The sequence below is a fragment of the Chamaesiphon sp. genome, from assembly GCF_041737865.1.
GTDB lineage: Bacteria > Cyanobacteriota > Cyanobacteriia > Cyanobacteriales > Chamaesiphonaceae > Chamaesiphon.
Map to the genome: position 1 here is coordinate 12,766 of NZ_JBGSQZ010000331.1, position 25,597 is coordinate 38,362.

The 25,597-nt window shown below is 46.2% G+C and carries 18 protein-coding genes and 1 CRISPR repeat array; of the genes, 10 read left to right on the plus strand and 8 right to left on the minus strand.

Annotation, left to right across the window (positions count from 1 at the left end; genetic code table 11):
* Positions 1–85: 85 nt before the first annotated feature.
* Positions 86–1,597 (plus strand): D-alanyl-D-alanine carboxypeptidase/D-alanyl-D-alanine-endopeptidase, encoded by a 1,512-nt coding sequence (gene dacB / locus ACEW9J_RS26080; protein WP_373547976.1) that lies wholly within the window; start codon positions 86–88, stop codon positions 1,595–1,597.
* Here the strand turns inward: dacB and ACEW9J_RS26085 are convergent.
* Both ACEW9J_RS26085 and ACEW9J_RS26090 read right to left on the minus strand, forming a co-directional pair.
* Positions 1,594–2,244 (minus strand): Uma2 family endonuclease, encoded by a 651-nt coding sequence (locus ACEW9J_RS26085; protein ID WP_373547977.1) that lies wholly within the window; start codon positions 2,242–2,244, stop codon positions 1,594–1,596. The two genes, dacB and ACEW9J_RS26085, sit on opposite strands and share 4 nt — an antisense overlap.
* 170 nt (positions 2,245–2,414) lie before the next feature.
* Complete coding sequence (locus ACEW9J_RS26090) at positions 2,415–2,840, minus strand: bis(5'-nucleosyl)-tetraphosphatase (RefSeq protein ID WP_373547978.1); 426 nt, start codon at positions 2,838–2,840, stop codon at positions 2,415–2,417.
* A 194-nt stretch (positions 2,841–3,034) separates the two neighbouring features.
* Here ACEW9J_RS26090 and ACEW9J_RS26095 point away from each other — a divergent pair, with 194 nt between their 5' ends.
* The 4 genes from ACEW9J_RS26095 to ACEW9J_RS26110 all read left to right on the plus strand — a co-directional run bounded on the left by ACEW9J_RS26095 (position 3,035) and on the right by ACEW9J_RS26110 (position 8,396).
* Positions 3,035–4,999, plus strand: coding sequence for a long-chain fatty acid--CoA ligase (locus ACEW9J_RS26095; protein WP_373547979.1), 1,965 nt, complete (start codon positions 3,035–3,037; stop codon positions 4,997–4,999).
* Positions 5,000–5,073: 74 nt separating this feature from the next.
* On the plus strand, positions 5,074–5,523 hold the full coding sequence (locus tag ACEW9J_RS26100; protein WP_373547980.1) for a YlqD family protein: 450 nt from the start codon (positions 5,074–5,076) through the stop codon (positions 5,521–5,523).
* Positions 5,524–5,767: 244 nt separating this feature from the next.
* Positions 5,768–7,045, plus strand: coding sequence for a dihydrolipoamide acetyltransferase family protein (locus ACEW9J_RS26105; RefSeq protein ID WP_373547981.1), 1,278 nt, complete (start codon positions 5,768–5,770; stop codon positions 7,043–7,045).
* Between the two features lie 163 nt (positions 7,046–7,208).
* A complete protein-coding gene (locus ACEW9J_RS26110) occupies positions 7,209–8,396 on the plus strand; it encodes an ABC transporter permease (protein ID WP_373547982.1) in 1,188 nt (395 codons plus the stop codon).
* Positions 8,397–8,444: 48 nt separating this feature from the next.
* Here ACEW9J_RS26110 and ACEW9J_RS26115 read toward each other — a convergent pair whose 3' ends face one another.
* Positions 8,445–9,110, minus strand: a complete 666-nt coding sequence (locus tag ACEW9J_RS26115; RefSeq protein ID WP_373547983.1) for a class I SAM-dependent methyltransferase — start codon at positions 9,108–9,110, stop codon at positions 8,445–8,447.
* A 645-nt stretch (positions 9,111–9,755) separates the two neighbouring features.
* Between ACEW9J_RS26115 and ACEW9J_RS26120 the strand changes: the two genes are divergently transcribed.
* Genes ACEW9J_RS26120 through ACEW9J_RS26130 form a run of 3 tightly spaced genes read left to right on the plus strand, consistent with a single transcriptional unit; the run spans position 9,756 to position 12,710 of the window.
* The gene (locus ACEW9J_RS26120; protein WP_373547993.1) at positions 9,756–11,363 is read left to right on the plus strand and encodes a Mu transposase C-terminal domain-containing protein; all 1,608 of its coding nucleotides are present in this window, start codon (positions 9,756–9,758) and stop codon (positions 11,361–11,363) included.
* On the plus strand, positions 11,353–12,204 hold the full coding sequence (locus ACEW9J_RS26125) for a TniB family NTP-binding protein (protein WP_373547984.1): 852 nt from the start codon (positions 11,353–11,355) through the stop codon (positions 12,202–12,204). Before ACEW9J_RS26120 ends, ACEW9J_RS26125 begins: the two co-directional genes overlap by 11 nt.
* Positions 12,204–12,710: a TniQ family protein gene (locus ACEW9J_RS26130; RefSeq protein ID WP_373547994.1), complete on the plus strand. Its 507-nt coding sequence runs from the start codon at positions 12,204–12,206 to the stop codon at positions 12,708–12,710. Before ACEW9J_RS26125 ends, ACEW9J_RS26130 begins: the two co-directional genes overlap by 1 nt.
* Before the next feature lie 75 nt (positions 12,711–12,785).
* Here ACEW9J_RS26130 and ACEW9J_RS26135 read toward each other — a convergent pair whose 3' ends face one another.
* The 5 genes from ACEW9J_RS26135 to ACEW9J_RS26155 form a co-directional block, all read right to left on the minus strand.
* Positions 12,786–14,282 (minus strand): N-6 DNA methylase, encoded by a 1,497-nt coding sequence (locus ACEW9J_RS26135; protein WP_373547985.1) that lies wholly within the window; start codon positions 14,280–14,282, stop codon positions 12,786–12,788.
* Positions 14,279–16,129: a DUF262 domain-containing protein gene (locus tag ACEW9J_RS26140; protein WP_373547986.1), complete on the minus strand. Its 1,851-nt coding sequence runs from the start codon at positions 16,127–16,129 to the stop codon at positions 14,279–14,281. The genes ACEW9J_RS26135 and ACEW9J_RS26140 overlap by 4 nt, the downstream gene beginning before the upstream one ends.
* On the minus strand, positions 16,126–17,712 hold the full coding sequence (locus ACEW9J_RS26145; RefSeq protein WP_373547987.1) for a restriction endonuclease subunit S: 1,587 nt from the start codon (positions 17,710–17,712) through the stop codon (positions 16,126–16,128). The genes ACEW9J_RS26140 and ACEW9J_RS26145 overlap by 4 nt, the downstream gene beginning before the upstream one ends.
* Positions 17,712–20,480, minus strand: a complete 2,769-nt coding sequence (locus ACEW9J_RS26150) for a DEAD/DEAH box helicase family protein (RefSeq protein ID WP_373547995.1) — start codon at positions 20,478–20,480, stop codon at positions 17,712–17,714. The genes ACEW9J_RS26145 and ACEW9J_RS26150 overlap by 1 nt, the downstream gene beginning before the upstream one ends.
* 225 nt (positions 20,481–20,705) lie before the next feature.
* Positions 20,706–21,113: a MerR family transcriptional regulator gene (locus tag ACEW9J_RS26155; protein WP_373547988.1), complete on the minus strand. Its 408-nt coding sequence runs from the start codon at positions 21,111–21,113 to the stop codon at positions 20,706–20,708.
* A 71-nt stretch (positions 21,114–21,184) separates the two neighbouring features.
* On the opposite strand from ACEW9J_RS26155, the gene cas12k reads away from it, so the two are divergent.
* Together cas12k and ACEW9J_RS26165 are read left to right on the plus strand one after the other, a co-directional pair.
* A complete protein-coding gene (cas12k, locus tag ACEW9J_RS26160) occupies positions 21,185–23,047 on the plus strand; it encodes a type V CRISPR-associated protein Cas12k (protein WP_373547989.1) in 1,863 nt (620 codons plus the stop codon).
* Positions 23,048–23,510: 463 nt separating this feature from the next.
* A CRISPR array of direct repeats spans positions 23,511–23,827; the repeat unit is 32 nt; unit sequence GTCGCAACCATTCTTCTTCGTGATGAGTGGTT.
* Between the two features lie 257 nt (positions 23,828–24,084).
* The gene (locus ACEW9J_RS26165) at positions 24,085–25,428 is read left to right on the plus strand and encodes a transposase (protein WP_373547990.1); all 1,344 of its coding nucleotides are present in this window, start codon (positions 24,085–24,087) and stop codon (positions 25,426–25,428) included.
* The last annotated feature ends 169 nt before the right edge of the window (positions 25,429–25,597 follow it).

Sequence of the window (25,597 nt, forward strand, 5' to 3'; positions counted from 1 at the left end):
TTTTTAAAAACTGGGTTTGGATTACCTTCGGTACGCTCCGCGATCGAGTAGACTGAGGATCGAAAAAATCGGGTGTCAGTCTATTATGCAATTACCTTTTTCCCAGCAGACGTTGGCACCTCGCCGCTGGAGCATCGCGACAACGTGCGGGTGGCTGTTGGTGTTATTTGCGATTCCAGCGCGGGCGCAGCAGCCAAAAGTTATCGCACCGTCGCAAGTATCACCAGCAATTTGTTCGAGCCAACTGCCGACAGCAATCGATCGGATAATCGATCGACCCGAATTGCGCCGCTATCGGTGGGGGATTGTCATTCAGGCATTGGGAGGAACGAGTCAACTTTATAATCGCGATGGCGATCGATTATTTATCCCCGCTTCTAATGTTAAATTAATTACGACAGCAGTTGCTCTGCGCCAGCTAGGAGCCTCTACACGGTTACGGACATCGGTATATCAACTCCCAAATACGGGGAACACTTCTAATCTATTGGTGGTAGGTAGGGGCGATCCTAGCTTGACAGTAACGGGGCTACAATCGATCGCGCAACAGCTCAAGCAGCGCGGGATCAAACAGGTCGGACAAATTAGTTTCGATGATGGATATTTTCGCGGGGAACAGATTAACGGTGATTGGGAATGGGGGGATTTAGCGACTGATTATGCGCCAGCGATTAATGGTTTGATGCTCAACCAAAATTCCAATCCATTAATAGTAAGTTCGCAGCAAATTGGAATGCCACTTAAATATACGTGGAAAGATCCGAGTTTAAATAGTTGGCAGATTGATAACCAAAGTTTGACAGTTGCAGCTAGTCAAGATAGTAATGTTGATGCGGTTGCAGTTTTTGGTCGATCGACTCTCCGATTGACGGGTAAGCTAGCTCTAAATACTGCTCCTACCAAAATCGATCTACCATTAGTAAATCCAGCCGAATCTTTTATTAGTGCCTTTCGACAAAGTTTGAATCGCTCTGAGATTACATTCGGGAGTACACGCTTAGTATTAGGGCAAAACACTACTAATCTTCCAGAAATTGCCGCAATTAATTCGCCCACCATTGGAGAATTAATTAATGAAACTAATCAATATAGTAATAATGTCTATGCTGAAGTTTTGCTCAGATCGATCGGGCGGACTCATCCCGAACACTATACTAGTAGTGAAGATAGTATCAGTCTCGGAATTACTTCAGTCAAAAAAAGTCTGACTGAAATGGGCATAGATCCCCAAACTTATAGTCTCCATGATGGCTCTGGGCTATCTCGACATAATTTAGTTACCCCGACTACTTTTGTGAGAGTATTATCAGCAATGATGTTAACACCATCGGGACAAATATATCGTGACTCTCTACCAATTGCTGGAGTTAGTGGTAGTCTGAGAAATCGGATGAAAGGAACTTTAGCTCAAGGCATCGTTCGTGCAAAAACTGGAAGTATGAGTGGAGTTGTCAGTCTGGCTGGTTATATCAATCCACCGCAGTACTCGCCGCTAGTATTTAGTATCATTCTCAATCAGCACGATCGACCGACATCACAAATGGTCAAAGTTATCGATGAAATTATGGTGTTATTAGCCCGATTGCAACAGTGTTAAATCATCCGATCTTGCCACCACGAGCGTAAATCTTGCACTGCTTCAATTTCATCTTCCTGTGCTTGCTCTAGGAACCTATACAAACGTTCCTTGGGCACTTGGGGAAATGTGGGACTGACTTCAACTTCTACATAAACACTTTCCTGAAGTTGATAAATTCGCCAGATCTTGCCATTAAATCGCCAAAATTCTGGGACTCCCAGACTGGCATAAAATTGATTTTTAGTAATATCGGTATGGGTAATATCGATTTTAACAACTAAGTCTGGTGGTGGATCTTGGCTAAAATCTACATTGCGTCCTTTGACCAGAGGTTGATTTTGAATGTAATAAGCATTATTGGGTTCTGCACCTTTTTTAAGATTTGGGTAGTTCATAGTTGTCGAACCCATCGTCTTGATTTTCAGTCCCATCATTTCAACTAGCGTCCAAATAAAACGTTCGATTAAACGACCTGAAAATTCATGCAATTCTAACGGCACCGTAATCTCCAAAATTCCATCATCATAGGTGAGCCGAGCAGCCCGAGATTGCGGTAGGGCATTGAGAATCTGTAGGTACGCATCCCAAGACAAACCTCTGATCGCGACTCGCTGTTCCCCCAGCGGCTGTGACTCAGTTTTGAGTTCTGGTGCGGCAATTACCATACATGATTTTCCTCATCTTTCAACGTTGGCATTGCCGACGATCGCTCATCAATTGAAATTTGATATTAACAGTTCAAAAGTACTTATTAAGAGTAAATTACTTATGGGGATCCCTTATGAGCACCCCAGGTTGTAGAAATAATATTACCATGTATTTTGCCAGAGATAAGTTAATTCCCAAAATAAGTTCTAACTTCAGCAAGGAGTGGATCGATCGTTCGATCCTGAATGTGATGTGGCGGATGCCAATCAAACCATTCATAGCCGAGATGTTCGGTGGTGATAATTGAGGTGTGCGGATCTACCCATCCCAAGAAAATAATTAAGGTCTTTTCGACGATCGCATTATTCAATCTGGCAGACTGAGGATGATAGATCGATCGATACTGGAAATCTGGGTCGATTTGAACTGCACTAGCCGGAATCCCCGTCTCTTCAGTCATCTCTCTGAGCGCACATTCTAGATCTGACTCACCAGATTCGACATGTCCCTTGGGCAGATCGTAGCGATCGCGATGTTTCATCAATAAAAAAGATTTAGGAGGATCGGTGCGTCCTCTAAACAGAATAAACCCACAGGATTTGACTTGTTGCATAAGGCGATGTTCGAGCGATTACACTCTATTGTAAATGTGGATGAGTTGCAGATCGGACTACAAATCTCAGCCACCTAACTTTCTGTCACAGTAGACGATCGATCGAACCGATCGCCAGCTAATCTAGGAACATAGCGATTAACCGAGCTAGGTTAGATCGGATTAGCAGTAAAAAGATTGAATCCAAAATAATTATGACAACTTCTAGATTAGCGAATTACCCTTATTCAATGACCGATCGAGAGCAGCAAAACGTCAGCCAGACGATCGATTATAGTCAGATCGACTCTATTCCCGAAATTTGGGCGATAGTTGCTGCTAAATGTGGGCAAATTGTTGCCTTAAATGCACCTCATCTCAAACCAGCAATCGGTCTGACTTACACTGAGGTAGCTACTCAAATCCAATTATTTGCTACAGGCTTACAAAGTCTAGGAATTCAGCCATATACTGGGGTAGCCCTCTTTGCTGATAATAGTCCTAGATGGCTGATTGCCGATCAGGGAATTATGTTGACGGGGGCATTTAACGCCGTGCGGAGTTCTCAAGCCGATCCGCTAGAATTACTAGCAATTTTAGATAATAGTCAATCTAAAACATTAGTAGTTGAAGACCTCAAAACACTCAAAAAGTTGACTGATAAATTAGTCGAAAGATCGATCGATTTAATTATTTTACTCTCTGACGAGCAACCAGATTTAGATCTACCGATTAAACTTCTCAATTTTAGCCAGACGATCGCACTGGGTCAGACTGCAAGTTTTACACCTGTCGCCCTCAAAAAAACAGATTTAGCTACCCTCATCTATACTTCTGGTACTTCCGGCAATCCCAAAGGGGTGATGCTCACTCACGGCAATCTACTCCACCAAGTCAATACCTGCGGTACCGTCATCCCCATGCCACCAGGAGCGCGAGTATTGAGTATTTTACCTTCTTGGCATAGTTACGAGCGATCGTGTGAATATTATTTGCTCTCCCAGGGTTGTACTCAGACTTATACTAATATTCGCTATTTCAAGCAGGATTTGAAAGATTTTCAGCCAGAGTACCTCGTCGCAGTTCCGCGCCTGTTGGAGTCGGTTTACGAGGGGATTCAGAAGCAATTTCGCGAGCAACCAGCCAACAAGCAAAAACTGGTCGATACGCTGTTGGCTGCGAGTACAAAATATATCGAAGCGCGGCGGATCGTCCAAGGTTTGAGTTTGGAGTGCCTGCAACCTAGTTTGAGTCGAAAGTTGAATGCGCTGCTCCAGATGTCGATTTTAGCTCCGGTTCACGCGATCGCAGACAAGCTCGTCTATGCCAAGATTCGCGAGGCTACTGGTGGCAAGATTAAAAATATCATTATCGGCGGCGGTTCGCTTGCCAAACATCTCGATTTATTCTTTGAGATTGTGGGCGTGAATGTGCTGCTCGGCTATGGTTTGACCGAAACTGCACCAATTACCAATGTCCGCCGTCCGTGGCAGAATTTACGACTCTCATCGGGACAACCATTACCAGGTACCGAAATTAAGATCGTCGATGTCGAGACTCGTCAGCCAGTCGCGATCGGGAATAAGGGATTAGTATTAATTCGTGGGCCGCAGGTGATGCAAGGTTATTATCGCGATCCTGAGGCTACCGCCAAAGCGATCGATTCCCAGGGCTGGTTTAATAGTGGTGACTTAGGGATGCTCACGCCCAGTAACGATCTGACGATTACCGGACGCGCCAAAGATACGATCGTCCTGAGTAATGGTGAAAATATCGAACCCACCCCGATCGAAGATGCCTGTCTACGGAGCCAGTATATCAGTCAGATCGTCCTCGTCGGTCAAGACCAAAAATCTCTCGGCGCGATCGTCGTCCCCAACTCTGAAGCCTTGCAACAATGGGCAACCAGTCAAAACCTACCGTTAGACTTCTCCCTCGCTCCAAACATAGACTCGAAAATACTCGAAAATACTCAAATTACCAACCTATTTCGGGACGAACTCAATCGAGAAGTCAAGAACCGTCCTGGTTATCGTGTTGATGACAGGATTGCTGTCATCAAACTAATTGGAGAGCCATTCTCGATCGAAAATGGACTCCTGACTCAAACCCTGAAAATTCGTCGTCCAGTCGTGATGGAGCGGTATCACGGTATGATTGACGAGATGTTCGCACGCTGAACAGGGAATAGGGTATGGGGTAACGCCGCTAGCCACTAAACCAATAGCCACTAGTCACCAAAATTACCTAAATCATGGATCTACCAGACTCTCAATTAATGCTCAAGCGGGTCGTCGCTATCAAAGCAGTTGTGACCCAACGCTGGAAGGACGAAACTCAGCAACTATTACAAACGCAAATTAGCGAACTCGATGGGCAACTCCAACAACTAGAGATGCAGGGACAAAGAGCAGTTGCTGAAATTCAAAAGCAAAATCTACAACCGCCTGGACCTCAAGTAGTGCAGCAGATTGAAAGTATCCAAATGCAAGTAAATCAGCAGAAGAGCGAGCTACTCGAACAAAAAAATCTGGCTCTCCAACAACTTCAACAAGTTCAACTGCTCGAATTAAAACAGGAAGTCAGCCAAGGTCAAGTTGAAGGCTACTTTTCAGTCAAGCTTGGCGATAATTTGATTTCCAAAATGAACGTTGAAGTTCTCCTTCATGATGGAGTAGTCATGGACATTCGCGGGAATATCTAGAGGGGTGGATAGTGAATGGTGGATGGTGAATGGTGAATGGTAGCAATTTGGTAGGCAGTGCCTGCCCACCAAATTGTTTCAGGCTAAGAATTTAGCTCAGATCGGAGAGTATGAAAGGTGGTACATCCACCATCCACCATCCACCATTCACAATCCACCCTCCACCCTCTACCCTCTGCCCTACTCTGGGCTAAAATGAGAACCTGCAAGCTCAACCTAACTGTTCGATCCGAGAATATCCATCATGGCAATACGCGAAGTTTTCATGCCTGCTCTAAGTTCCACCATGACTGAAGGCAAGATCGTCTCCTGGCAAAAATCGCCAGGGGAAAAAGTCGAAAAAGGTGAAATCGTTGTCGTGGTTGAATCCGACAAGGCAGATATGGATGTTGAAACCTTTTACGCTGGATTCATCGCCACGATCATCGTTCAAGCAGGAGAGTCCGCGCCAGTAGGATCGGCGATTGCCTTAGTTGCTGAGACTGAAGCCGAAATTGAGACTGCGATCCAACAAGCCCAAAGTAAATCTCAACCTGCTATAACTCCAGCGACAACTGCAACACCTGAAATTGCGATCGCGGCAACAACATCGACATCAGTAGCGACTATTCTTAGAAGCGATCGACCAGTGGTTTCCCCTAGGGCGCGGAAATTAGCTAAAGAATATGGCGTTGCCGTCGAGACTCTCAATGGTACTGGCCCCAATGGTAGAATTACCGCCGATGATGTCGGTACCGCCGCAGGTAAAGCACCCATACCTGTCGCGACTAGCCAGCCAGCTCCAGTAGCCGCAACCGTAGTTGCTCCCCCAGCCGTCACAAATATTCCGAATATTCCTACTAGTAACTCAGCTCAAATCGTCCCCTTCAATACGCTCCAAGCCGCTGTCAACCGGAATATGGTGGCAAGCTTATCAATCCCCACCTTCCGAGTTGGTTACACGATCGAAACCAATAATCTCGATAAACTCTACAAGCAAGTCAAATCCAAAGGTGTCACAATGACAGCACTGCTAGCCAAAGCAGTCGCTCTCACCCTAGCAAAACACCCCAATGTCAATACCTACTACTCGGATGCGGGCGTAAATCACCCAGGCGGAATCAACATCGCTGTGGCAGTATCAATGCCCGATGGCGGACTAATCACCCCCGTCCTCCAAAATGCTGACAACCTCGATCTTTACTCCCTCTCGCGGATGTGGAAAGATCTCGTCGAGCGAGCGCGGATCAAGCAGTTGCAGCCCCAGGAATACAGCTCTGGCACCTTTACCATCTCCAACCTCGGAATGCTCGGTGTCGATCGGTTTGACGCTATCCTTCCCCCTGGTACGGGTGCGATTTTAGCTGTTGGTGCATCCCAGTCTCAAGTAGTCGCAACTGATGAGGGTACATTTGCCATTCGTCGCCAGATGCAGGTAAATATGACCGCAGATCATCGAGTTATTTACGGTGCCGATGCGGCTAATTTCCTCAAGGATTTGGCTCTATTACTTGAAACAGACACTCACTCTTTAACGCTCTAGCAGTTGCCGTAATGGCTAGGACGATCGATCGCATCTCCCCGACTCGTTCGAGAGATCGGGGATGCAATCTCTGAGCATTATCGATCGTGAATCTATATTTAATGTCAGGTGTAGACAGGATCTGCTGTCGTCTAACCCTATCCCCTACCCCCTTACCCCTAACATGAATTGGTGGCAACAACTACAACGGAATGGATTGGCAAGAGTGGGTGCGATCGCGCTAATCTTGATGTATCTGACAGTCATCGCAGCGGAGTTCATGGCTCCGTACGATCCTTATGTAGCTCAAGATGATGGCTCTCTGTTGCCACCGACGGCTATTTATTGGACAAATCCTCAGGGTAGCTGGATTGGGCCGCATGTTTACCCAACTACACAGGGTCAAACAGATATTAACACAGGCGATCGCCTACTCAAGATCGACAAAACTCAGCCATCTTCAATTAACCTCTTCGTCCGTGGTTCTAGTTATCGACTCTTGGCGGTGAGTATTCCCATGCTCCCAAAATTCGATCCGGCTACGAGTAAGAGAAGTAAGGACAAAGCCCCAGTTGTGAGAACTAAATCTGACGCTCAGGAGATCGCGATTTTCGCTGGAATTCCTTGTGATTGGCATTTATTTGGGACAACAGGTCCGGGCAAAATCAATCTCCTGGGCACCGACGAACAAGGTAGAGACCAATTCAGTCGGCTGATCTATGGGGGTAGAATTAGCCTGTTTATCGGTCTAATTGGAGTTATGATATCTTTTCCCATTGGGATGATTTTAGGCGGTATTTCCGGCTATTTCGGGGGCTGGATCGATGCAGCTATTATGCGGGTAGCCGAAGTATTGATGACTTTACCGAGTCTCTATCTCTTAGTTGCTCTAGCTTCAGTATTACCCGACAGGGTTAGTAGTTCGCAACGCTTTTTACTAATTATTGTCATCACCTCATTCATTAGTTGGGCAGGGCTAGCACGAGTGATTCGCGGTCAAGTATTATCGATTAAGGAACGGGAATTCGTGCAAGCAGCACGAGCGATGGGTGCTAAACCGTTTTACATTATTATCCGTCACGTCATCCCACAGACTGCTACTTATTTGATTATTTCAGCAACTCTAGCTATTCCCAGTTTTATCGTTTCTGAGTCAGTATTAAGTTTGATCGGTTTGGGAATTCAACCGCCAGATCCATCTTGGGGCAATCTACTTTCAGTCGCGACTAATACGTCTATTCTGATTTTTCAACCTTGGTTAATTTGGCCGCCAGCACTATTAATCATTCTCACAGTACTATCATTCAATCTGCTTGGTGACGGTTTGCGAGATGCCCTCGATCCACGCAATCTTCAACGTTCGACTAATTAACCACATTCGCCCGAAGTCTCAAAGCCGTTGGGGCGATGTCGGCTTTGTTTACTTCTTTCTGGCGATCGTCAATCCGTCACCAATTGGGATTAAACTAATCTGGACTCGATCGTCATGATAAATCTGCTGATTGATTTGTTTGATTGCCTGAGTACGGGGATCTCCATTCATAGCTGGATCGGCGACTCTGCCATACCAAAGTACATTATCAACTAAGATCAATCCACCCTGACGTACTAATTTAAAACAGCGATCGTAATAAGCAGCATAATTATTTTTGTCGGCATCGATAAAAGCAAAGTCAAAGGTATCCGACTCGCCATTAGCTAGCAATCGATCGAGTGTTTCTAATGCTGGCGCAATGTGCAGACTAATCTTTTCAGATACCCCTGCTGCTTGCCAATATCTCCGCGCGATCGAGGTAAATTCATCACTAATATCACAAGCAATCAATCGACCATCATCTGGTAGATTCAAAGCTACTACTAAGGAACTATATCCGGTAAATACGCCTACTTCCAGACATTTTTTAGCACCGATCGACTGTACCAATAATCCCATCAATTGACCTTGCTCTGGTGAAATTTGCATATCTACCAGGGGACGTTGTGCCGTTTCTTCCCTAAGTTTGGTTAATATATCTGCTTCTCGGACAGAATTAGCGATGAGATATTGATAGAGAGGATCGCTTAAACAGATCGATTGATTTGACATAATATTTATTACTTGCGATCGCCCGATCCTAGTTTAGATTTCGGTTAGCGATCTCTGCTTCCAACTGTTCTACACCATCTATAAAAATAGCGGCGAGGAATAGTGAATATCTCGCCGCTGACAGTTTTGCCCGAATCCAATCGATATTTGTACATTCACTAATTATTTGTCCACTTAACAAATTAATGTCATCCTTTTTATACTAGGCTGTAAAGCTTAATAAATAACGGTTAGAGCTGATTTGAATATCTCGACTGCAAAAATAACACAGTTCAGTGCATTTAACAGATTCAGTGTCTATTTCCAGATAATTAACAAATTAAGCGCCAATTACCAGATAGACCATTATTACCGAGATCGCCACAATATTTTTGAAGGAGCTATTTTAGTTGCTTGTCTCTATTCTACTGGTTTTCAGCCCAAATTAATGACTAAAAAGTTAACATATTAATTGTCACTAATTTAACATAGTTGTTTTATACTGAAAGTGGTGTTAATAATCAATTGACTATGCCTATTTATAATGATGACTCAATTCTCAATCGTCCCAGCTCGAACGTGAAGGGCGCAGAAGCGTTCGCCGCTACAACAGAAACAGATGCTAATGCTCCAGTAATTCCTTCAGCATTATCGCTAGAGTCTCAAATGAAGTTGGCGGTAATCGAAAGTTTAATGGCAGCGGAGAATAAGCAGGTTTACGCGGCAAGACTCAAAGAAGCTGCTGTCAAGTTAGATAAATCTGAACGAACAATTCGACGGTTAGTAAAAAAATGGGAGCAGGATGGTTTAGTTGGACTGACTGAGACGAAACGGACAGATAAAGGTACCTACCGAGTCGATGAAGATTGGCAGGAGTTTATTCTCAAGACTTATGAGGCGGGGAATAAGGGCAGTAAGCGGATGACTCGTCAACAGGTGTTCATTCGGGTGAAGGCACGGGCAGATGAATTGGATGTCAAGCCACCATCTCACATGACTGTCTATCGGATACTGCAACCAATTATCGATCGACAAGAGAAGGCAAAAAGTATTCGTAGTCCTGGGTGGCGGGGTGAGCGGTTATCGGTCAAAACTCGTGATGGACTGGATTTAACGATCGAGCATAGTAACCAAGTTTGGCAGTGTGACCATACGCCAGCCGATGTGCTGCTGGTAGATTCAGAGGGTAAATTATTAGGTCGTCCGTGGTTGACTACGGTAATCGATAGTTATTCGCGGTGCATTGTGGGAATTAATTTGGGCTACGATGCGCCGAGTTCTCAAGTAGTGTCATTGGCACTGCGTCACGCGATTCTGCCCAAGCAATATGGTGTGGAATATGGGCTACATGAGCAATGGGGAACTTACGGGTTGCCGCAGCATTTTTATACTGATGGTGGGAAGGATTTTCGATCGGATCATCTTCAACAAGTCGGGGTGCAATTGGGGTTTCCGTGCCATTTGCGAGATCGACCATCTGAAGGCGGTAGCGTCGAGCGTCCGTTTGGGACTCTTAACACCGAATTGTTCTCTCTTTTGCCAGGATATACCGGATCGAATGTGCAACAACGACCAGAAACTGCTGAAGCTGATGCTTGTTTGACGCTGCGGGAGTTGGAACGACGAGTGGTGCGCTATTTGGTGGATAACTATAATCAGCGACTAGATGCAAGAATGGGCGACCAAACTAGGTTCCAACGGTGGGAATCAGGGTTGATTGCGATGCCTAAACTGCTCTCGGAACGGGAACTGGATATTTGTCTGATGAAACAAGCCAGACGACAGATTCAGCGGGGTGGCTATCTGCAATTTGAAAACTTGATGTATCGGGGGGACAATTTGGGCGGTTATGGGGGTGAGAGTGTGGTCGTTCGGTTCGATCCCAGAGATATTACGACAATCCTAATTTATCGTCGTGAGGGAGAAAATGAAGTATTTTTAGCCCGCGCTCATGCTCAAGATTTGGAGACGGAAGAACTGTCTCTAGATGAGGTAAAAGCGATGAGTCGGAAGATACGGGATAAAGGAAAGGAGGTTACTAATCGATCGATCTTAGCGGAAGTACGAGATCGAGACATATTCGTAAATCAAAAGCCGACGCAAAAAGAACGGAAAAAGTCAGAACAGGCAAAAGTCAAGCAAGTACAGGAGGTATCTGTATCTGTGACACAAGTAGATGATGAAACAGATATAGAAATCACTGAGACGGAGACAGAGTGGGAAATGCCTGCATTGGTTGATTACGAGGAAATGCGTCAAGATTATGGATTCTAAAAATATGAGCGATCCGACTGCTACAACTGTTGCCCAGCAACTAGGAAATCTGCCTGCCATGACTGCTGAAGTTCAGGAGGCGATCGAACGATTGAATCGGAAAGGTTTTATCCCACTCCATCAGGTACAAATCGCCCATGACTGGCTCGAAGGGAAGCGACAGTCTCGTCAATCGGGAAGAGTGGTAGGAGAGTCTAGAACGGGCAAAACGATGGCGTGTGATGCCTATCGGTTGAGGAATAAACCTCAACAAATAGCGGGGAAACCACCGACTGTCCCTGTGATTTATCTGCAAGTACCTCAAGAATGTGGTGCGAAGGAGTTATTTGGGGTGATTTTGGGTCATTTGAAGTATCAAGTGACGAAGGGGACTGTGGCGGAAATGCGCGATCGCACGTTGCGTGTGATGAAGGGGTGTCAGGTGGAGATGTTGATTATCGATGAAGCCGATCGATTTAAACCAAAAACTTTTGCGGAGGTACGGGATATCTTTGATAATTTACAGATTTCGGTGATTTTGGTAGGTACCGATCGATTGGATGCGGTGATTAAGCGAGATGAACAAGTTTATAATCGGTTTCGGGCTTGTTATCGGTTTGGGAAGTTGTCGGGGGAAGACTTTGAGCGGACGGTGAAGATTTGGGAGCAGCAAGTGTTGCGGCTGCCGACTCCTTCAAATCTGACGGGGAAGACAATGATCAAGACGCTGGGTGAGGCTACTGGTGGTTATGTCGGGTTGATGGATATGATTCTGCGAGAGGCGGCAATTCGATCGCTAAAGAAGGGTTTGCCAAAAATAGATCTGAAGACTTTAAAGGAAGTTACAGAGGAGTATCGATGATGGAAGTCGAAGAGGTTCAAGCTTGGTTGTTTCAGATCGAACCTTTGCCAGGAGAAAGTTTAAGTCATTTTCTGGGTCGGTTTCGTAGATCGAACGATCTGACTCCAGGGGGTTTGGCTGGAGCGGCTGGATTTGGTGGAGCGATAATTGCTCGATGGGAAAAGTTTCGGTTTAATCCACCACCGTCGCCGAGTCAATTGGCTGCTGTAGCTGAAGTTGTGGGTGTTGAGGTGGAGAGATTGATGGAGATGTTACCTCCAGTGGGGATGGGGATGAAGATGGAGCCGATTCGGTTGTGTGGGGCTTGTTATGGGGAGTCGCCACATCATCGGATTGAGTGGCAATTGAAGAGTGTCGATCGATGTCACAAGCATCAATTAAGGCTGTTATCGGAATGTCCTAAGTGTGGGGCGCGGTTTAAGGTTCCGGCTTTGTGGGTGGATGCTTGGTGTCAGCGGTGTTTTACGACTTTTGCAGAGATGGCGGGGAGTCAGAAATCGATTTAAGCGATCGAGCGTCATCGTGACAACTTTAAGATCGCTTGAGCATTAGCAGACCTTTCCGCAAGGAAAATAGCTCGATTAACCCACGCTAGAGGTACCAAGGGCAGCTAATACATCCCGAAAGCTGTTCAAGCCAGCTTCCAGGTTTTCGATGATTTCAGCGGCGAGTTCGTCGGGTTCGGGGAGGTTTTCGAGATCGGCAAGGCTTTTGTCTTTGAGCCAGAAGATATCGAGACTGGTTTTGTCGCGGGTGATGATGTCGCTATAGGCATATTTGCGCCATCGACCTTCGGGGTTGGTTTCGGGGTGCCAAGTTTCTTGGCGCTCTGCTCGATTCTGGGGGTTGTAGCAGGTGATGAAGTCTTGGAGATCGGCGATCGTGAGGGGTTTTTTCTTGAGGGTATGGTGGATGTTAGTGCGGTAGTCATAGATCCAGATCTCTTTTGTCCAGGGATCTTTGCTGGCGGGGTGGTTGTCGAAGAAGAGGACGTTGGCTTTGACACCATTGGCGTAGAAGATGCCTGTAGGGAGGCGGAGGATAGTGTGGAGTTCGGTGTTTTTGAGGAGTTCTTGGCGGACTTTTTCGCCTGCGCCGCCTTCAAATAGGACGTTATCGGGGAGAACGATCGCGGCTTGCCCTGTCGATTTGAGCAGGGTGCGGATGTGTTGGACGAAGTTGAGTTGTTTGTTGCTAGTAGTCGTCCAGAAGTCTTGACGATTGTAGACGAAATCTTCTTTTTCCTCTTCGCCTTCGGCGTTGGTGATGGTGGTGGTGCTTTTTTTACCGAAGGGGGGATTTGCTAAAACGTAGTCGAAGCGTTTACCATCGTCGGCAATCAGGGCATCATTGGCGGAGACGGGGACATCGCCGTCAATATCGCCGATGTTGTGGAGGAACATATTCATCAGGCAAAGGCGACGGGTGCCAGGGACGATTTCGTTACCTGTGAAGGTGTTGAATTTGAGGAATTTCTTTTGGTCTTTGTCGAGGTTGTAATTATTGGGGTTGCTGAGGAAGTCGTAGGCGGCGAGGAAGAAGCCTCCAGTCCCCGCAGCGGGATCGGCGATCGATTTCCCAGGCTGGGGACGGACACATTCGACCATCGTAGCAATCAGGGCGCGAGGGGTGAAGTATTGACCTGCACCGGATTTGGTGTCTTCGGCGTTTTTCTCTAGCAGTCCTTCGTAGATGTCACCCTTTACGTCTGCGCCTAAGACTGTCCATTTCTCACCGTCAATCATGTTGACGATCTTGTAGAGCATGGCGGGGTTTTGGATTTTGTTTTGGGATTTAACAAAAATCTGTCCGAGGATACCAGCGGCGGTGCTGAGTTTGCGGAGGAGGGTATTGTAGTGGGTTTCGAGTTCGGAGCCGCTTTTGCTGGTGAGGCTATTCCAGTTGTATGCGTCGGGGATTCCGAGTTTTTTGTTGTGGGGTGGCTGACTATATTCGTCGGCCATTTTGAGGAAGATCATGTAGGTGAGTTGTTCGAGGTAGTCACCGTACCCTACGCCGTCGTCGCGGAGGGCGTGACAGTAGCTCCAAACTTTAGCAACGATCGCGGATGTATTCATAATGCAGCTCCTTCAATTGGTTCGGATTCGTTGTCTAGATCGGGTTCGGCGGGGGTTTCAAAGTCGATTTTTTTGCCCATCGCTTCACTGATGATGGTGAGCAGTGCTTCAAAGCGGCGATCGAAGAAGGTTCGGAAGTCATCCGATCGCATGGCGGCTGGATCGATGAGGTGTCCGGCTAAAATGGCGTTCATCGCTTGGTCATTGAGCTGTACTTTTTTATCATCTTGGAGTCCGGCTAGATATTTAGAGGGAGCATTACCGCCAATTTTTTTGTTAGCTTTGCTGGAAATAGGGGTTTTATTGACGATCGAGTTATAAGTTTTGGACTCAATCCCGTTCCTCTCACACCATTTGACTGGAAAGATGTGATGAATATCGATCGCCACTTCATCCTGTTCTAGGTTGCTAATGTTGGCTTTCCAGTAAAAGTCTTCGGCTCCGGCTCGGAGGACGAGGGTATTGATGCCTTTGTAGGCGGCACTTTGGCGGGAACGGAGGGTACGAAGCCGATCGGGTTGGAAGATTGCGTCTGAGATGGTGCGGGGCACTGCGGTATCATCTTTAATCCAGGCGAGGACTTCTTCAAGGTCATTGGCGATGCGGGTTTCGATGCTACCGCCATATAGTTCGCCCAGGACTCCACACCAAAACCACTGTCTCAATTTGTTATTGACGATCGGGGTACGCCATTTATCATCTTGTAAATGGGTCAGAATGGCGGCTAGGGCGGGAACTTGGGTGCTGTAGGGAAGATCTTTGACGGAGTAGAAGCATTCCTGGCGGAGGAATTGAGCGGTGGTGATGAATCCTTTCTCGGCTTTATCGACCCATTGTTGATAGGCTGATCGCGGTAATGACAGGATGGCGGAGCGTTTGGCACTGACTGCGGCGATTTGTTTGCCAGTTTTACCCTCGGCGATATCTTGCTGACGTTTTTCGTAGGTGTGCAGCAGGGTGATGGTTTCTAGGAGGTTAGTGGCTTCGATCGCGGTGAGCAATGGTTCTTGATGAATTCGATCTCGGCGAGAAGAGACTTTTGGAATGTTGCTGCCGAACCAGTCAGCTCGCAGGTTATAGCTGTCGGCGGCGTAGGTAGCGGTGATTAGCTCAAAGACGGAGAGGGGCACGCCGCCAGTGTTGACTTTTTCAAAGACCAAGCAAATGGCTTCTCTGCTGGTTTCTTTCTTGAGTTCAATGATCGGGAGTTGATAGCTGCGGAAGGCGTTGAGGATCTGTTTGCGGAAACGCGCATAGATTGGGAATTTGTCGGGCGCAATCTCCAAGAGGCTTTCTTCCCAGCGATCGGAGTTGATGATTTCGGTGCAGGGGAAGTAGAAGTTTTGACACTCAAGTTCGCGGGTGGAGAGGTCGAGTTTGATGTCTTTGCCGAAGTTGGTTTTGACTTTTCGATCGATCTCCACGGCAACGATCGCATCTTCGATTTTGTCAGCACCTTCTAGGGCGGTGTTGATATCGAAGTAGTAGAATCGATCGATCGCTCTGCCTTTACTGTTCCTAGTTTTGACGGGTTTATCAATTTTGAGGACTTGGGTGAGGGTGGTGAGGCGTTGTTGACCGTCAAGGATCAGGGATTCGGCGGTGGGGATGTTTTGCTCGAAGGTGACTTGTTCGATCGGGCGAACTTGGAACTTCACGTCACCGCCTGTTTCGAGGAGCATGACAGCTCCGATGGGGAAGGATCGAGCGATGCTGACGAGGAGGCTTTGAACGTGGTCATCGTCCCAAATCCAGCCGCGTTGGAAGTCGGGGAGTTGGATTTTGCCGTTGGTGATGTCGGTGAGAATATCGGGGAGGGATCGTTTGGTGCTGTCAAAAGTGGTCATGATGCGGCGGTAGTTTTGCGTTTGGTTTTGGCGGGTTTGGTTTGGGCTTCTCGATCGGCTTTTTCGGCTTGGATACGCTTTAACAGTTCGCTGGCGGGTTCGTCGGTGGGATCTTGGGGGACGAGTTGACCTGAGAAGGCTTTTTTGAGAATGGATTGACGAAGTGCTTCGGCTTTCTTCAGACTCAAATCTATAATTTCCTCATTCTGGGTAGCAATGGAAAGCTGCTCTTCAATAATATTTAGTATTTCGTTCTGCTCTAATTCCGAGCAAATGGGTACTGGAATCCCTTTAATATCTTCACCAGAAACACCTGATTGACCCGCAGTTGTTCTAATTTTTGATTCAAGGTATTTTCGAGATTCACCACAGTTAACAGCTTTCTCGATATAAGATGATTTAATACTGTTTGCAATCAGTCTAGTTTGAATTAACTTGTCTGGAAAAAGTCTTGGTTCATTACTTCTGTACTCAGCACAGACACCGACATATCTTACAGATCCGTTATAACGAGTGAAGACGAGATCTCCATAATTTAGATAGTATCGGTCAAATTCACCATCTTCATTATCAATAAATCGATAGTCATTCATCTCGAAAAGCATCGGACGAACTGCACTAATTCTAAATATTTTTGTTCCTATATCACCTTCAGGCTTTTTCGATATACCATTCCTTACAACTTCGCAAATAGAACCATATTTCAACCAGAGCCATTCAGGAGGAGTTTCCTTAACAAGGTTTTCATCATCTACGATGATTGGAATTGGTAAATGAAGTTTATTTGGCTTACTAGGCTTCTTCCCTTCTTTCCCATTAAATTCCCATTTCTCAACGGCTGTTTGCCAGTCGGTTAGCTGCTGTTGATAGCGTTCCTCGCGGGATTGCTCGATCGATCTCAATAACTCTTCAGCGGGTACTACCTTATCGGGATTATCCGATCGCCATTGAGCGGTAAGTTTGCCCTCAAAGGCATGTTTTAGCAATGCCTGTCGATATACCTGCAATTGTGCTTTAGCTGTCTTCAGGCTCTCTACACCCTTATCGATTTCTGAGAAAAGCTCCTCGATTTTGGCAACGATTCGACGTTGCTCGTTATAAGGGGCGATAAGAAAACTAACTTGCTTAAGCTTAAATTGGTTTATCGAAGATTGATTTACTGAATGCTGGGCTATTTCCATAAACGAACCTTTAGCCCGTAAATATTGAAATTGATAATTGAGGAATCGACTATCGATTTCAGCACTACTTCTCACCAGAAGGAGATTAGTTCCATGTATTAGACTACCAGCCCGATCTGAAAATAAAGCTGTTTTTCCTAAATGCGAATCACTATTAATATGGCTGAAAAGAATATCACCTTTGTGCAACGAATATTTTTCAACAAAGTCTTGATCATTTTCGATAATATATTTAACTCTTTCAAAATTTATATTTCCATTAGAGATAGTTTCAATTCGGCTAATTGGAAGACCAACTTTTTCATCAAATTGCTTGACATTTACACCGTTAGATAATTGAATCAGCAAGTCATCCAAACTACATAAAGACCATCCAATAGAAAGATTTTCTTGTGATTCCATCAAGCCACTAATTCCCCATTTAACTCATCAATGAGCTTATCCAGCTCATCGCCGAATAGCTCATACATCTTACCAAGACCACCGCGACTGTCAAACGGGGACATATCCAAATCGTCCCGCTCGAAATGAAACGAACTCATCACATGATCCCGTATCATGTGCAGCCACTCCATCTGCGCCTCACTAAACTTCACCCCGCCTCCCGCATGAGTCCGCATCACCCAATTCTGAAAATTCCGCCGTACCACCGCCTCATAACTCACCAACGCCCCGTCAATCCCCGCCACTCGTCGAATTAACCCCACTAACGCCGTCAACTCACTCACCGGATTGTCAGGACAATCCTCCAAAAGCTGATACGCTTGCCACACATTCACCGGAGCCAATCGTGGCCGATCGGCTTTCAACCGCTCCATCACCGATCGAATCATCCCAAATGTTACCTCTCGCCGTCGGTGTGGCTCCTGAAAATAAATCCGCAACGCCTCGATCTCATCCTGATGCTCCCGTAAATAATCCCCCAACTCCTGCACCAAAGTCTCCGCCTGTGCCTGACTATCCACAGCCCAAGCCGACTTCACCACCTCATCCAAATTATCATGGTCGATCGTCTGCTCGCGATCGCGCCGAATCCGCTCCATCAGATCGATCGCTTCTCCCGTAAATAACCGCCCTGCCTCCTGACATAACACCAACTGCGCCGCTGCTAATTGTGCCTCATCCGGTACCGCCCCCGCAGCTAAACCCTCCACCGCCCGCGCTTCTACCACATCAGGATCGATCGCGTCTAATAACTGGCGGACGATATCGGGCACACCTACGCCCCGATTCACCGCTGCAATCTGCTCCTGTTCCTCCGGTGTAAGCTGTTGATTCAACCGCGCTAACCTTCCCGCCAAGGACGATAACGTATCAGGATCGCCCGCCCTCATCATCACTCCCATCGCCAAATCCTTGAATGGCAACGATGGGCGCGTAATTAGCGGTTGACAGCCCGTTTTGAGCGATCGGGTTACTCCCACCGCATCGACAATGACATAGTGCGTCTTCGCCGTTCTCGCCGAAGGTGTGACCTTTTTTAGATCGTCCTCCCCCAGTGTCCGCGTCCCCCGCCCCTTCATCTGCTCGAAATAGTTACGGCTCTTGACATCTCGCATGAATACTAAACACTCCAACGGCTTCACATCCGTCCCAGTGGCAATCATGTCCACCGTCACCGCAATTCGCGGATGGTAGCCATTCCGAAACTGCGCCAAAATCGACTTGGGATCTTCTCCATGCTCGATGACATTACCATCCGTATCGACTCGATCCTTCGCCGCCTTATACGTCACCTTCTTACAGAAATCGTTACTCTCCCCAAACTCCTCCCGCACCATCCGAATAATGTCATCTGCATGGCTATCAGTCTTGGCAAATATCAACGTCTTAGGTACTTCTGTCCGCTGGGGGAAAATCTCTGGCAATCGATCTCGAAATTCCCTTACCACCGTCCGAATTTGGTCGGGATTAACTACAGATCGATCGAGTTGATTATCGGTATAGGTTTCATCCACATCGCTTTGCTCCCAACGCTTCCGGCGTGTTAGCCGTTCTCGCCTCTCTACCTGTTGCCCTTCTACAATCGTCCCACCCTGCTGCGTAATCCGCGTCTCGATCTCATAAATCTCATTCCCCACATTCACCCCATCGCCTACAGCCCGATCGTGGCTATAGTCCGACACGACATTTTTATTGAAAAAACCGAATGTGCGACTATCTGGTGTCGCCGTTAGCCCAATTAAAAACGCATCGAAATATTCGATTACTTGCCGCCAGATATTGTAAATCGATCGATGACACTCATCAATGTAAATAAAGTCAAAAAAGTCCGGCGTAATCTTCGCGTTATATGCCACAGGTAAAGGCTGAGTCCGCTTAAAGTACTTCTCAGCCGGATTTACTTCCTCATCCGCCTCATCCAAATTCTCACCCTTTAAAATCGCATACATCCGCTGAATCGTACAAACCACCACCTTACTGCTCTCGGCAATAAAAGGCGAAGTCGGACGCTGTACTGGGTATAGCTCGGAAAACTTGTGATTACTATCGATCGGCTGATAAGCCATCATCTCCTGTTCGGCTTGCTCGCCCAAATTCTTGGTATCCACCAAAAACAACACCCGCCCCGCCTTCACTGGTGACTTGAGCAAACGGTGCATCGAAGTAATCGCCGTAAAGGTTTTTCCCGCCCCCGTCGCCATCTGAATCAACGCCCGCCTGTCTCCTCTGCGTAATGAGGCTTCGAGATTTGCGATCGCCGTTTCCTGACAATCCCGCAACTTCAACGCCGTCGCTGGTAAACCATCTGGATTCAGCAACTCTAACCCCTGCAACCGCGTCCGCAAGGTCGGTAAACCGATCTTGTGAGCTAATTCTTCAGGACGATGAAAATGGAACACTTCTCGCGCCCTGGGCTTGGGGTCGCGACTGTCGGTAAACTGGGTAATCGTCCCCGTACTCTCATACAAAAATGGTAACGGTTCGTGATTATTCACCCACTTTAATTTAGCCGTAGCATAGCCAGCAGTCTGGGCTTCATGAACTGTGAGGCGATGCCCTTCTGTGGCAGGTTTTGCCTCAATTACGCCGACGGTTACTCTATCGACAAACAGCACGTAGTCAGCAGGCCCAACATCGGTTTGGTATTCCCGCACAGCGACCCCTCGCCCCTGAGCTAAATCAATCTTGCGCTTAGGTTGCACCACCCAGCCAGCCGCTTGCAGCATGGCATCAATTTTGTCTCTAGCAATTTGTTCGGGGTTTTGGTTGGGAGTAGTCACAATAACTATTTTTTGGTACGAACATTCGATCGGGATGACTGGGCGTTTTGTGCGTGCCAGAATCCAAGTACCCCAATCTTAACCATATACACACTCCACGTAAAGATTGCCATACATGGAAAGTTCGATCGATACGTCCTATTTAGTTTGAAGTAAACGTTCCTGGAATACCTAAAGGTACATCAGAGAGACATCCAGACCAAACGGAATGACGACCCGTTTAGTCCTCAACCACTCGATCGCCTTTGACTCATCAAACTCAACCATCTCTAACAACTCTGTCCGCCCATCCCAAGAAAATAGCCAGGACTGAGATACCGTATGAATTAGATCTGACGATTTCTCTTTCAATAGCTTAAGTGCAGCAGTGGCAATCTCAAGGTTTAACCCCGATCGCAACCAGTATTCCAGCACAGCCAACTCAACCACTTCAGCCGGACTATAGTAAATACTCCGTCCCGTCCCTGTCGAATCGATCGTCGGTACGACAGTCCCCTTCTCCCGCCAATATTGCAATTGACGTAACGTACACCCCGATATCTGTGCGGCTTCTTTGCTTGTAAAAAATGGCTTCTGCATGAGATCGATCGTACCGCAGGCAACGATAGAACAACTATGTTATGATTGAATATAGTTGTTTTATACTGTTTATGAGTCAAATCACCATCCAGTGCCGACTATTTGCCGATGAAACAGCTAGACAATATTTGTGGGAGTTGATGCGCGATATCAATACCCCTTTAGTCAACGAATTACTGCGTCTAGTCGCTCTTCATTCCGACTTTCTGACCTGGCGCAGCAATGGTAGGCTCCAAAATGCGGAAGTCACCAAATTAGCTAAGACACTCAAAACAGATCCTCGATTCAGCAACCAACCAGCTAAATTTTATATTTCGGCGGAGAAAACAGCCCTCTATACATTCAATTCTTGGCTGGCAATTCAACAAAGAACCCAGCATAAGCTGGAAAAAAAATTATCCTGGTTAAGGATGCTGCGTACCGATGAAGAATCGATCGCTGATTGCGGACAAGATTTAGAACAAATTAGAAATAAAGCACAAGCATTATTGCTGCAATATCAATCTTCAGAAGATTCAGCCGAATCAGATCGCAATCTCCGCACAAATTTGTATCAAGATTACGATCTTACTGATGACGCATTAACTCGAAGTGCGATCGCTTATCTCCTGAGAAATCGCTGTGAGATCCCATCAACTACCGATGAAGACACCCAAAAATTCATCAAATATCGCAGTAAAATCGAGAATCAAGTCAAACGCCTCACCCAACAACTCGAAAACCGCCTGCCACAGGGAAGAGATCTCACTGGAGAGCGAATCCTTACAACATTAGAATCAGCAACTAAAAATGTTCCGATCGATAATGCGGAAGCCTCAAGATGGCAGTCCCAATTACTGGAAAGACCCGATCTAGCACCATTTCCCATCACTCTAGAAAGCAATATGGACTTGATGTGGTTCCTTACCCCAGAAGGAAAGATCGGCTTACATATCGGCGGTATTAGCGAACACGAATTTACAATCGGCTGCGGTCAGAGACAACTGCACTACTTCCAACGATTTTTGTCTGATTACCAAACCATGTTAGCTAGCAAGAAACAGCATACCAGCAGCCTCTTCTTACTGCGATCGGCTAAATTAATTTGGGTGCCGATCGACGAGAAAGGAGAACCTTGGAATGTTTATCACTTATATCTTTCCTGTACTCTCGATACTCGATTATTAACCAATGAAGGTACAGAATTAGTCAAGCAGGAAGTCGCAGCAGGTACAGCTAAAAAGCTAGCCACAATGAGGAAAAAGCCCGCTCGTACTGACACACAAGATAATTATGTCAAACGGCTACAATCCACTCTGGACAAGCTAGAGCGACCATTCGAGCGTCCTAGTAAACCTGTATATCGAGGACAGTCCAACATTATTGTGGCTGTTAGTATTGGATTACAATCTTCCCTAACTGCAATCGCCGTCGATGTTATAAGCCAACAAGTACTTACATATCGCAGTACCAGACAATTATTAGGTGATAACTACCTACTGTTTAACCGCCAACAAAATTTACAAAGGCAACAAAGACAACTCAATCACAAAGCCCAAAAACAAGGTCGATCTCGTCAGTTATCTAATTCAGAGTTAGGCACTCATCTCGATCGATTATTTGCTAAAGCAATCGTCGAACTAGCTCAAAATTATGGTGCGGGTAGTATCGCTCTACCAAAACTAGCCCAAATTAACTTGAGCATCCAGAGTCAGCTCGATGCAATGGCACAACAGAAGATTCCCGATTGCAAAGAAGGACAGAAAAAGTACGCCAAACAAGTACGGATTAATCTTCATACTTGGAGCTATAGCCGACTGAGTGCCGCTATTTTGAATAAGGCTGGACAATCTGGGATCGCGATCGAGTATGGCGACCAGCCAGCCAGAGCAAGTCCAAATGAACAGGCTAGGGAAATCGCACTATCTGCCTACGCAAAGCGGTCAACCTCATAGCTTGCCAATTCCGCACCTAGAAAATAGAATAGAAATACTATTAATCGCGCCGCGTTGAATGTTATCAATAACCGCTGCAACGTGCTAAATGAGGGTTTGTTTGACGGTAGAAACACCGTTTTACTTTCTGACCCTGGTAGCTGCAAGTCCCGATACTGCTGTCTTTTGAGACAGGAATTAGGTGCGCCCCCAGTGATACGGATGCAGGTTTACTGCCCAGTGGCTACCAAATCATCCACATCTGTGGAAACTATTCTTTGAAGCTAGCGCGAACCTACAGCAAGGGTAACTTTTCTGGGAGGTTCGCGCTAAGTCTTCAAAACTAGATAAGCTATAGCTTCTAAGTGATTTCGATCGACCGATCGCTCTAATTTAGATCTAGCGCGGGAAGTATGAGTGACCAGGTTCGCGATCGATATGCTTCAAACCCTTTTGGGGTAAGCTCTCTTTACAACCTTCGTCGGTCGCAACCATTCTTCTTCGTGATGAGTGGTTGAAAGAGCATACCCTAAAAAGGGTGCTGCGAATGTACAGTCGCAACCATTCTTCTTCGTGATGAGTGGTTGAAAGAGGGAAAATGGCAGAGTCCCAGGAGTCAGCATAGAGTCGCAACCATTCTTCTTCGTGATGAGTGGTTGAAAGAGACAGTGAGGTTTCAGTGCCCAAACTAGGGAACAGGTCGCAACCATTCTTCTTCGTGATGAGTGGTTTAAAGAACAGTGATATTATGGTCTGAATGGCAACAGCCGTCGCAACCATTCTGCTTTACGATGATTGGACTGGATTAAAGCAACAGAGTTTTCATTTGAGACGACTAGGCCTAGCTACTCAAAACCAGCTTAAATCTGAGAATTAGTTGAAAGAAGTCCTTTTATCTGCAACCAAGATTTTAGACATAAAAATAACCACAAGAGAAATGCTTACTTCCCTTACGGCTAAAGATTACCCCTGTTAAGGTGAGCTGTTGTACTATGGGGCAAAAAGCCGAGTATAATTTTATTCAAAAGCTAAAAACCTAAGCAGAGAGGGAATTAAAGATGATTAGTGACATCTTTGAAAAATTTGTAGAACAGACACCCTTGACAGTGATGGTCAGAGCAATCATGGAAAGAATATTTGCCACAGAGCAATTAGAACAATTATTTGAAGACACCGCAGAGCGGCAATATACCAGAGAACTCCTCTTCTCAAGTGTAGTGGGAATTATGAGTTTAGTTGTCTGCGGGATTTATCCATCAGTCGGCGCAGCGTACAAAGCATTTGAGAAAGTGGTAGGAGTGTCAAAAGTATCCTTGTACGCCAAAATCAATGGACTAGAACCGAAGCTATCACAAGCATTAGTGCGTTACAGCAGCGAACAACTCTCATCAGTGGTCGCCGAATTTACTCAAGCAAGCAAGATCATCTTGCCAGGATATGAAGTCAGAATCATTGATGGGAATCATATTGGGGGTACTGAACATCGAATCAAGGTACTGCGACCAGAAGTAGCAGGAGGATTGCCAGGACAAGCAATCGCGGTGCTAGACCCGCAACGGGAAATGGTTGTGGATGTATTCCCAGAAGAAGATGCTCACGCTCAAGAGCGGTCGTTGTTACCATTAGTGCTAGAAACGGTCAAACCAGGGCAAGTCTGGATTGCTGACCGAAATTTTTGCACCAAAGATTTCTTGACTGGTATTAGTACCCGTGGAGCCAGTTTTGTGATTCGAGAACATCTCGGTTTGAAATGGACGGAAATAACACCAAGAGTAGAAGTAAGTCAAAATGAGAGTGGAACTTTCTTCGAGCAACAGGTACAGCTCGACAGCGGCATTTTTGTCCGCCGAATTACGGTTCAATTGAAACACCCAACTCGTCATGGTGATTGGTATGTGACAGTGTTAACTGATTTGCCTGAGACCGAGATGACAGCCTTAATCGTGGCAGATCTCTACCTCAAGCGGTGGCAAATCGAACTGATGTTCCAAGTCATTACTGATACATTTAATTGCGAACTCAAGACCTTGGGTTATCCCAAAGCTGCATTATTCGTGTTTTGTATGGCACTGATGGCTTTTAACATTCTCTCTACGGTCAAAGCTGCGCTCAAAGATGTTCATGGTGCTGGAAAAATTGAATCGGGCTTGTCGAATTATTATGTGGTTGAAGAAGTCCAGTCAACTTTTAGAGGGATGGAGATTGCTATCGAAGTAGATGATTGGAAACCTTTTGCACAGATGAATGTGGTGTTGTTGGCGGAGTTTTTACGAGACTGTGCCAGTCATGTAAATCTCAAACGTTTCTTATCATCTCCACGAGGGGCTAAAAAGCCGACCGCCAAGAAGAAGTATGACCCCAAACATCCTCATGTTGCTACTTTTCGGCTTCTCACTACTTAGGGCTTGCTGAACAAATCCAGAGAATAGTCACTGCAAGGGTTCTCGGCGGATAATTTTAGAAATCGATCGAGAACCTCAAGATTTGCAAGTTGTGTGGCGGCTAGATTCGATCGCTAGACTTATTCAGCAAGCCCTACTTAGTCATGCTTTTGTCACCTTAACAGGGGTA

Coding starts and splice junctions, on each gene's coding strand:
- dacB (WP_373547976.1), top strand. CDS start 86: ATGCAATTACCTTTTTCCCAGCAGACGTTGGCACCTCGCCGCTGGAGC.
- ACEW9J_RS26085 (WP_373547977.1), bottom strand. CDS start 2,244: ATGGTAATTGCCGCACCAGAACTCAAAACTGAGTCACAGCCGCTGGGG.
- ACEW9J_RS26090 (WP_373547978.1), bottom strand. CDS start 2,840: ATGCAACAAGTCAAATCCTGTGGGTTTATTCTGTTTAGAGGACGCACC.
- ACEW9J_RS26095 (WP_373547979.1), top strand. CDS start 3,035: ATGACAACTTCTAGATTAGCGAATTACCCTTATTCAATGACCGATCGA.
- ACEW9J_RS26100 (WP_373547980.1), top strand. CDS start 5,074: ATGGATCTACCAGACTCTCAATTAATGCTCAAGCGGGTCGTCGCTATC.
- ACEW9J_RS26105 (WP_373547981.1), top strand. CDS start 5,768: ATGGCAATACGCGAAGTTTTCATGCCTGCTCTAAGTTCCACCATGACT.
- ACEW9J_RS26110 (WP_373547982.1), top strand. CDS start 7,209: ATGAATTGGTGGCAACAACTACAACGGAATGGATTGGCAAGAGTGGGT.
- ACEW9J_RS26115 (WP_373547983.1), bottom strand. CDS start 9,110: ATGTCAAATCAATCGATCTGTTTAAGCGATCCTCTCTATCAATATCTC.
- ACEW9J_RS26120 (WP_373547993.1), top strand. CDS start 9,756: ATGAAGTTGGCGGTAATCGAAAGTTTAATGGCAGCGGAGAATAAGCAG.
- ACEW9J_RS26125 (WP_373547984.1), top strand. CDS start 11,353: ATGGATTCTAAAAATATGAGCGATCCGACTGCTACAACTGTTGCCCAG.
- ACEW9J_RS26130 (WP_373547994.1), top strand. CDS start 12,204: ATGGAAGTCGAAGAGGTTCAAGCTTGGTTGTTTCAGATCGAACCTTTG.
- ACEW9J_RS26135 (WP_373547985.1), bottom strand. CDS start 14,282: ATGAATACATCCGCGATCGTTGCTAAAGTTTGGAGCTACTGTCACGCC.
- ACEW9J_RS26140 (WP_373547986.1), bottom strand. CDS start 16,129: ATGACCACTTTTGACAGCACCAAACGATCCCTCCCCGATATTCTCACC.
- ACEW9J_RS26145 (WP_373547987.1), bottom strand. CDS start 17,712: ATGGAATCACAAGAAAATCTTTCTATTGGATGGTCTTTATGTAGTTTG.
- ACEW9J_RS26150 (WP_373547995.1), bottom strand. CDS start 20,480: ATGCTGCAAGCGGCTGGCTGGGTGGTGCAACCTAAGCGCAAGATTGAT.
- ACEW9J_RS26155 (WP_373547988.1), bottom strand. CDS start 21,113: ATGCAGAAGCCATTTTTTACAAGCAAAGAAGCCGCACAGATATCGGGG.
- cas12k (WP_373547989.1), top strand. CDS start 21,185: ATGAGTCAAATCACCATCCAGTGCCGACTATTTGCCGATGAAACAGCT.
- ACEW9J_RS26165 (WP_373547990.1), top strand. CDS start 24,085: ATGATTAGTGACATCTTTGAAAAATTTGTAGAACAGACACCCTTGACA.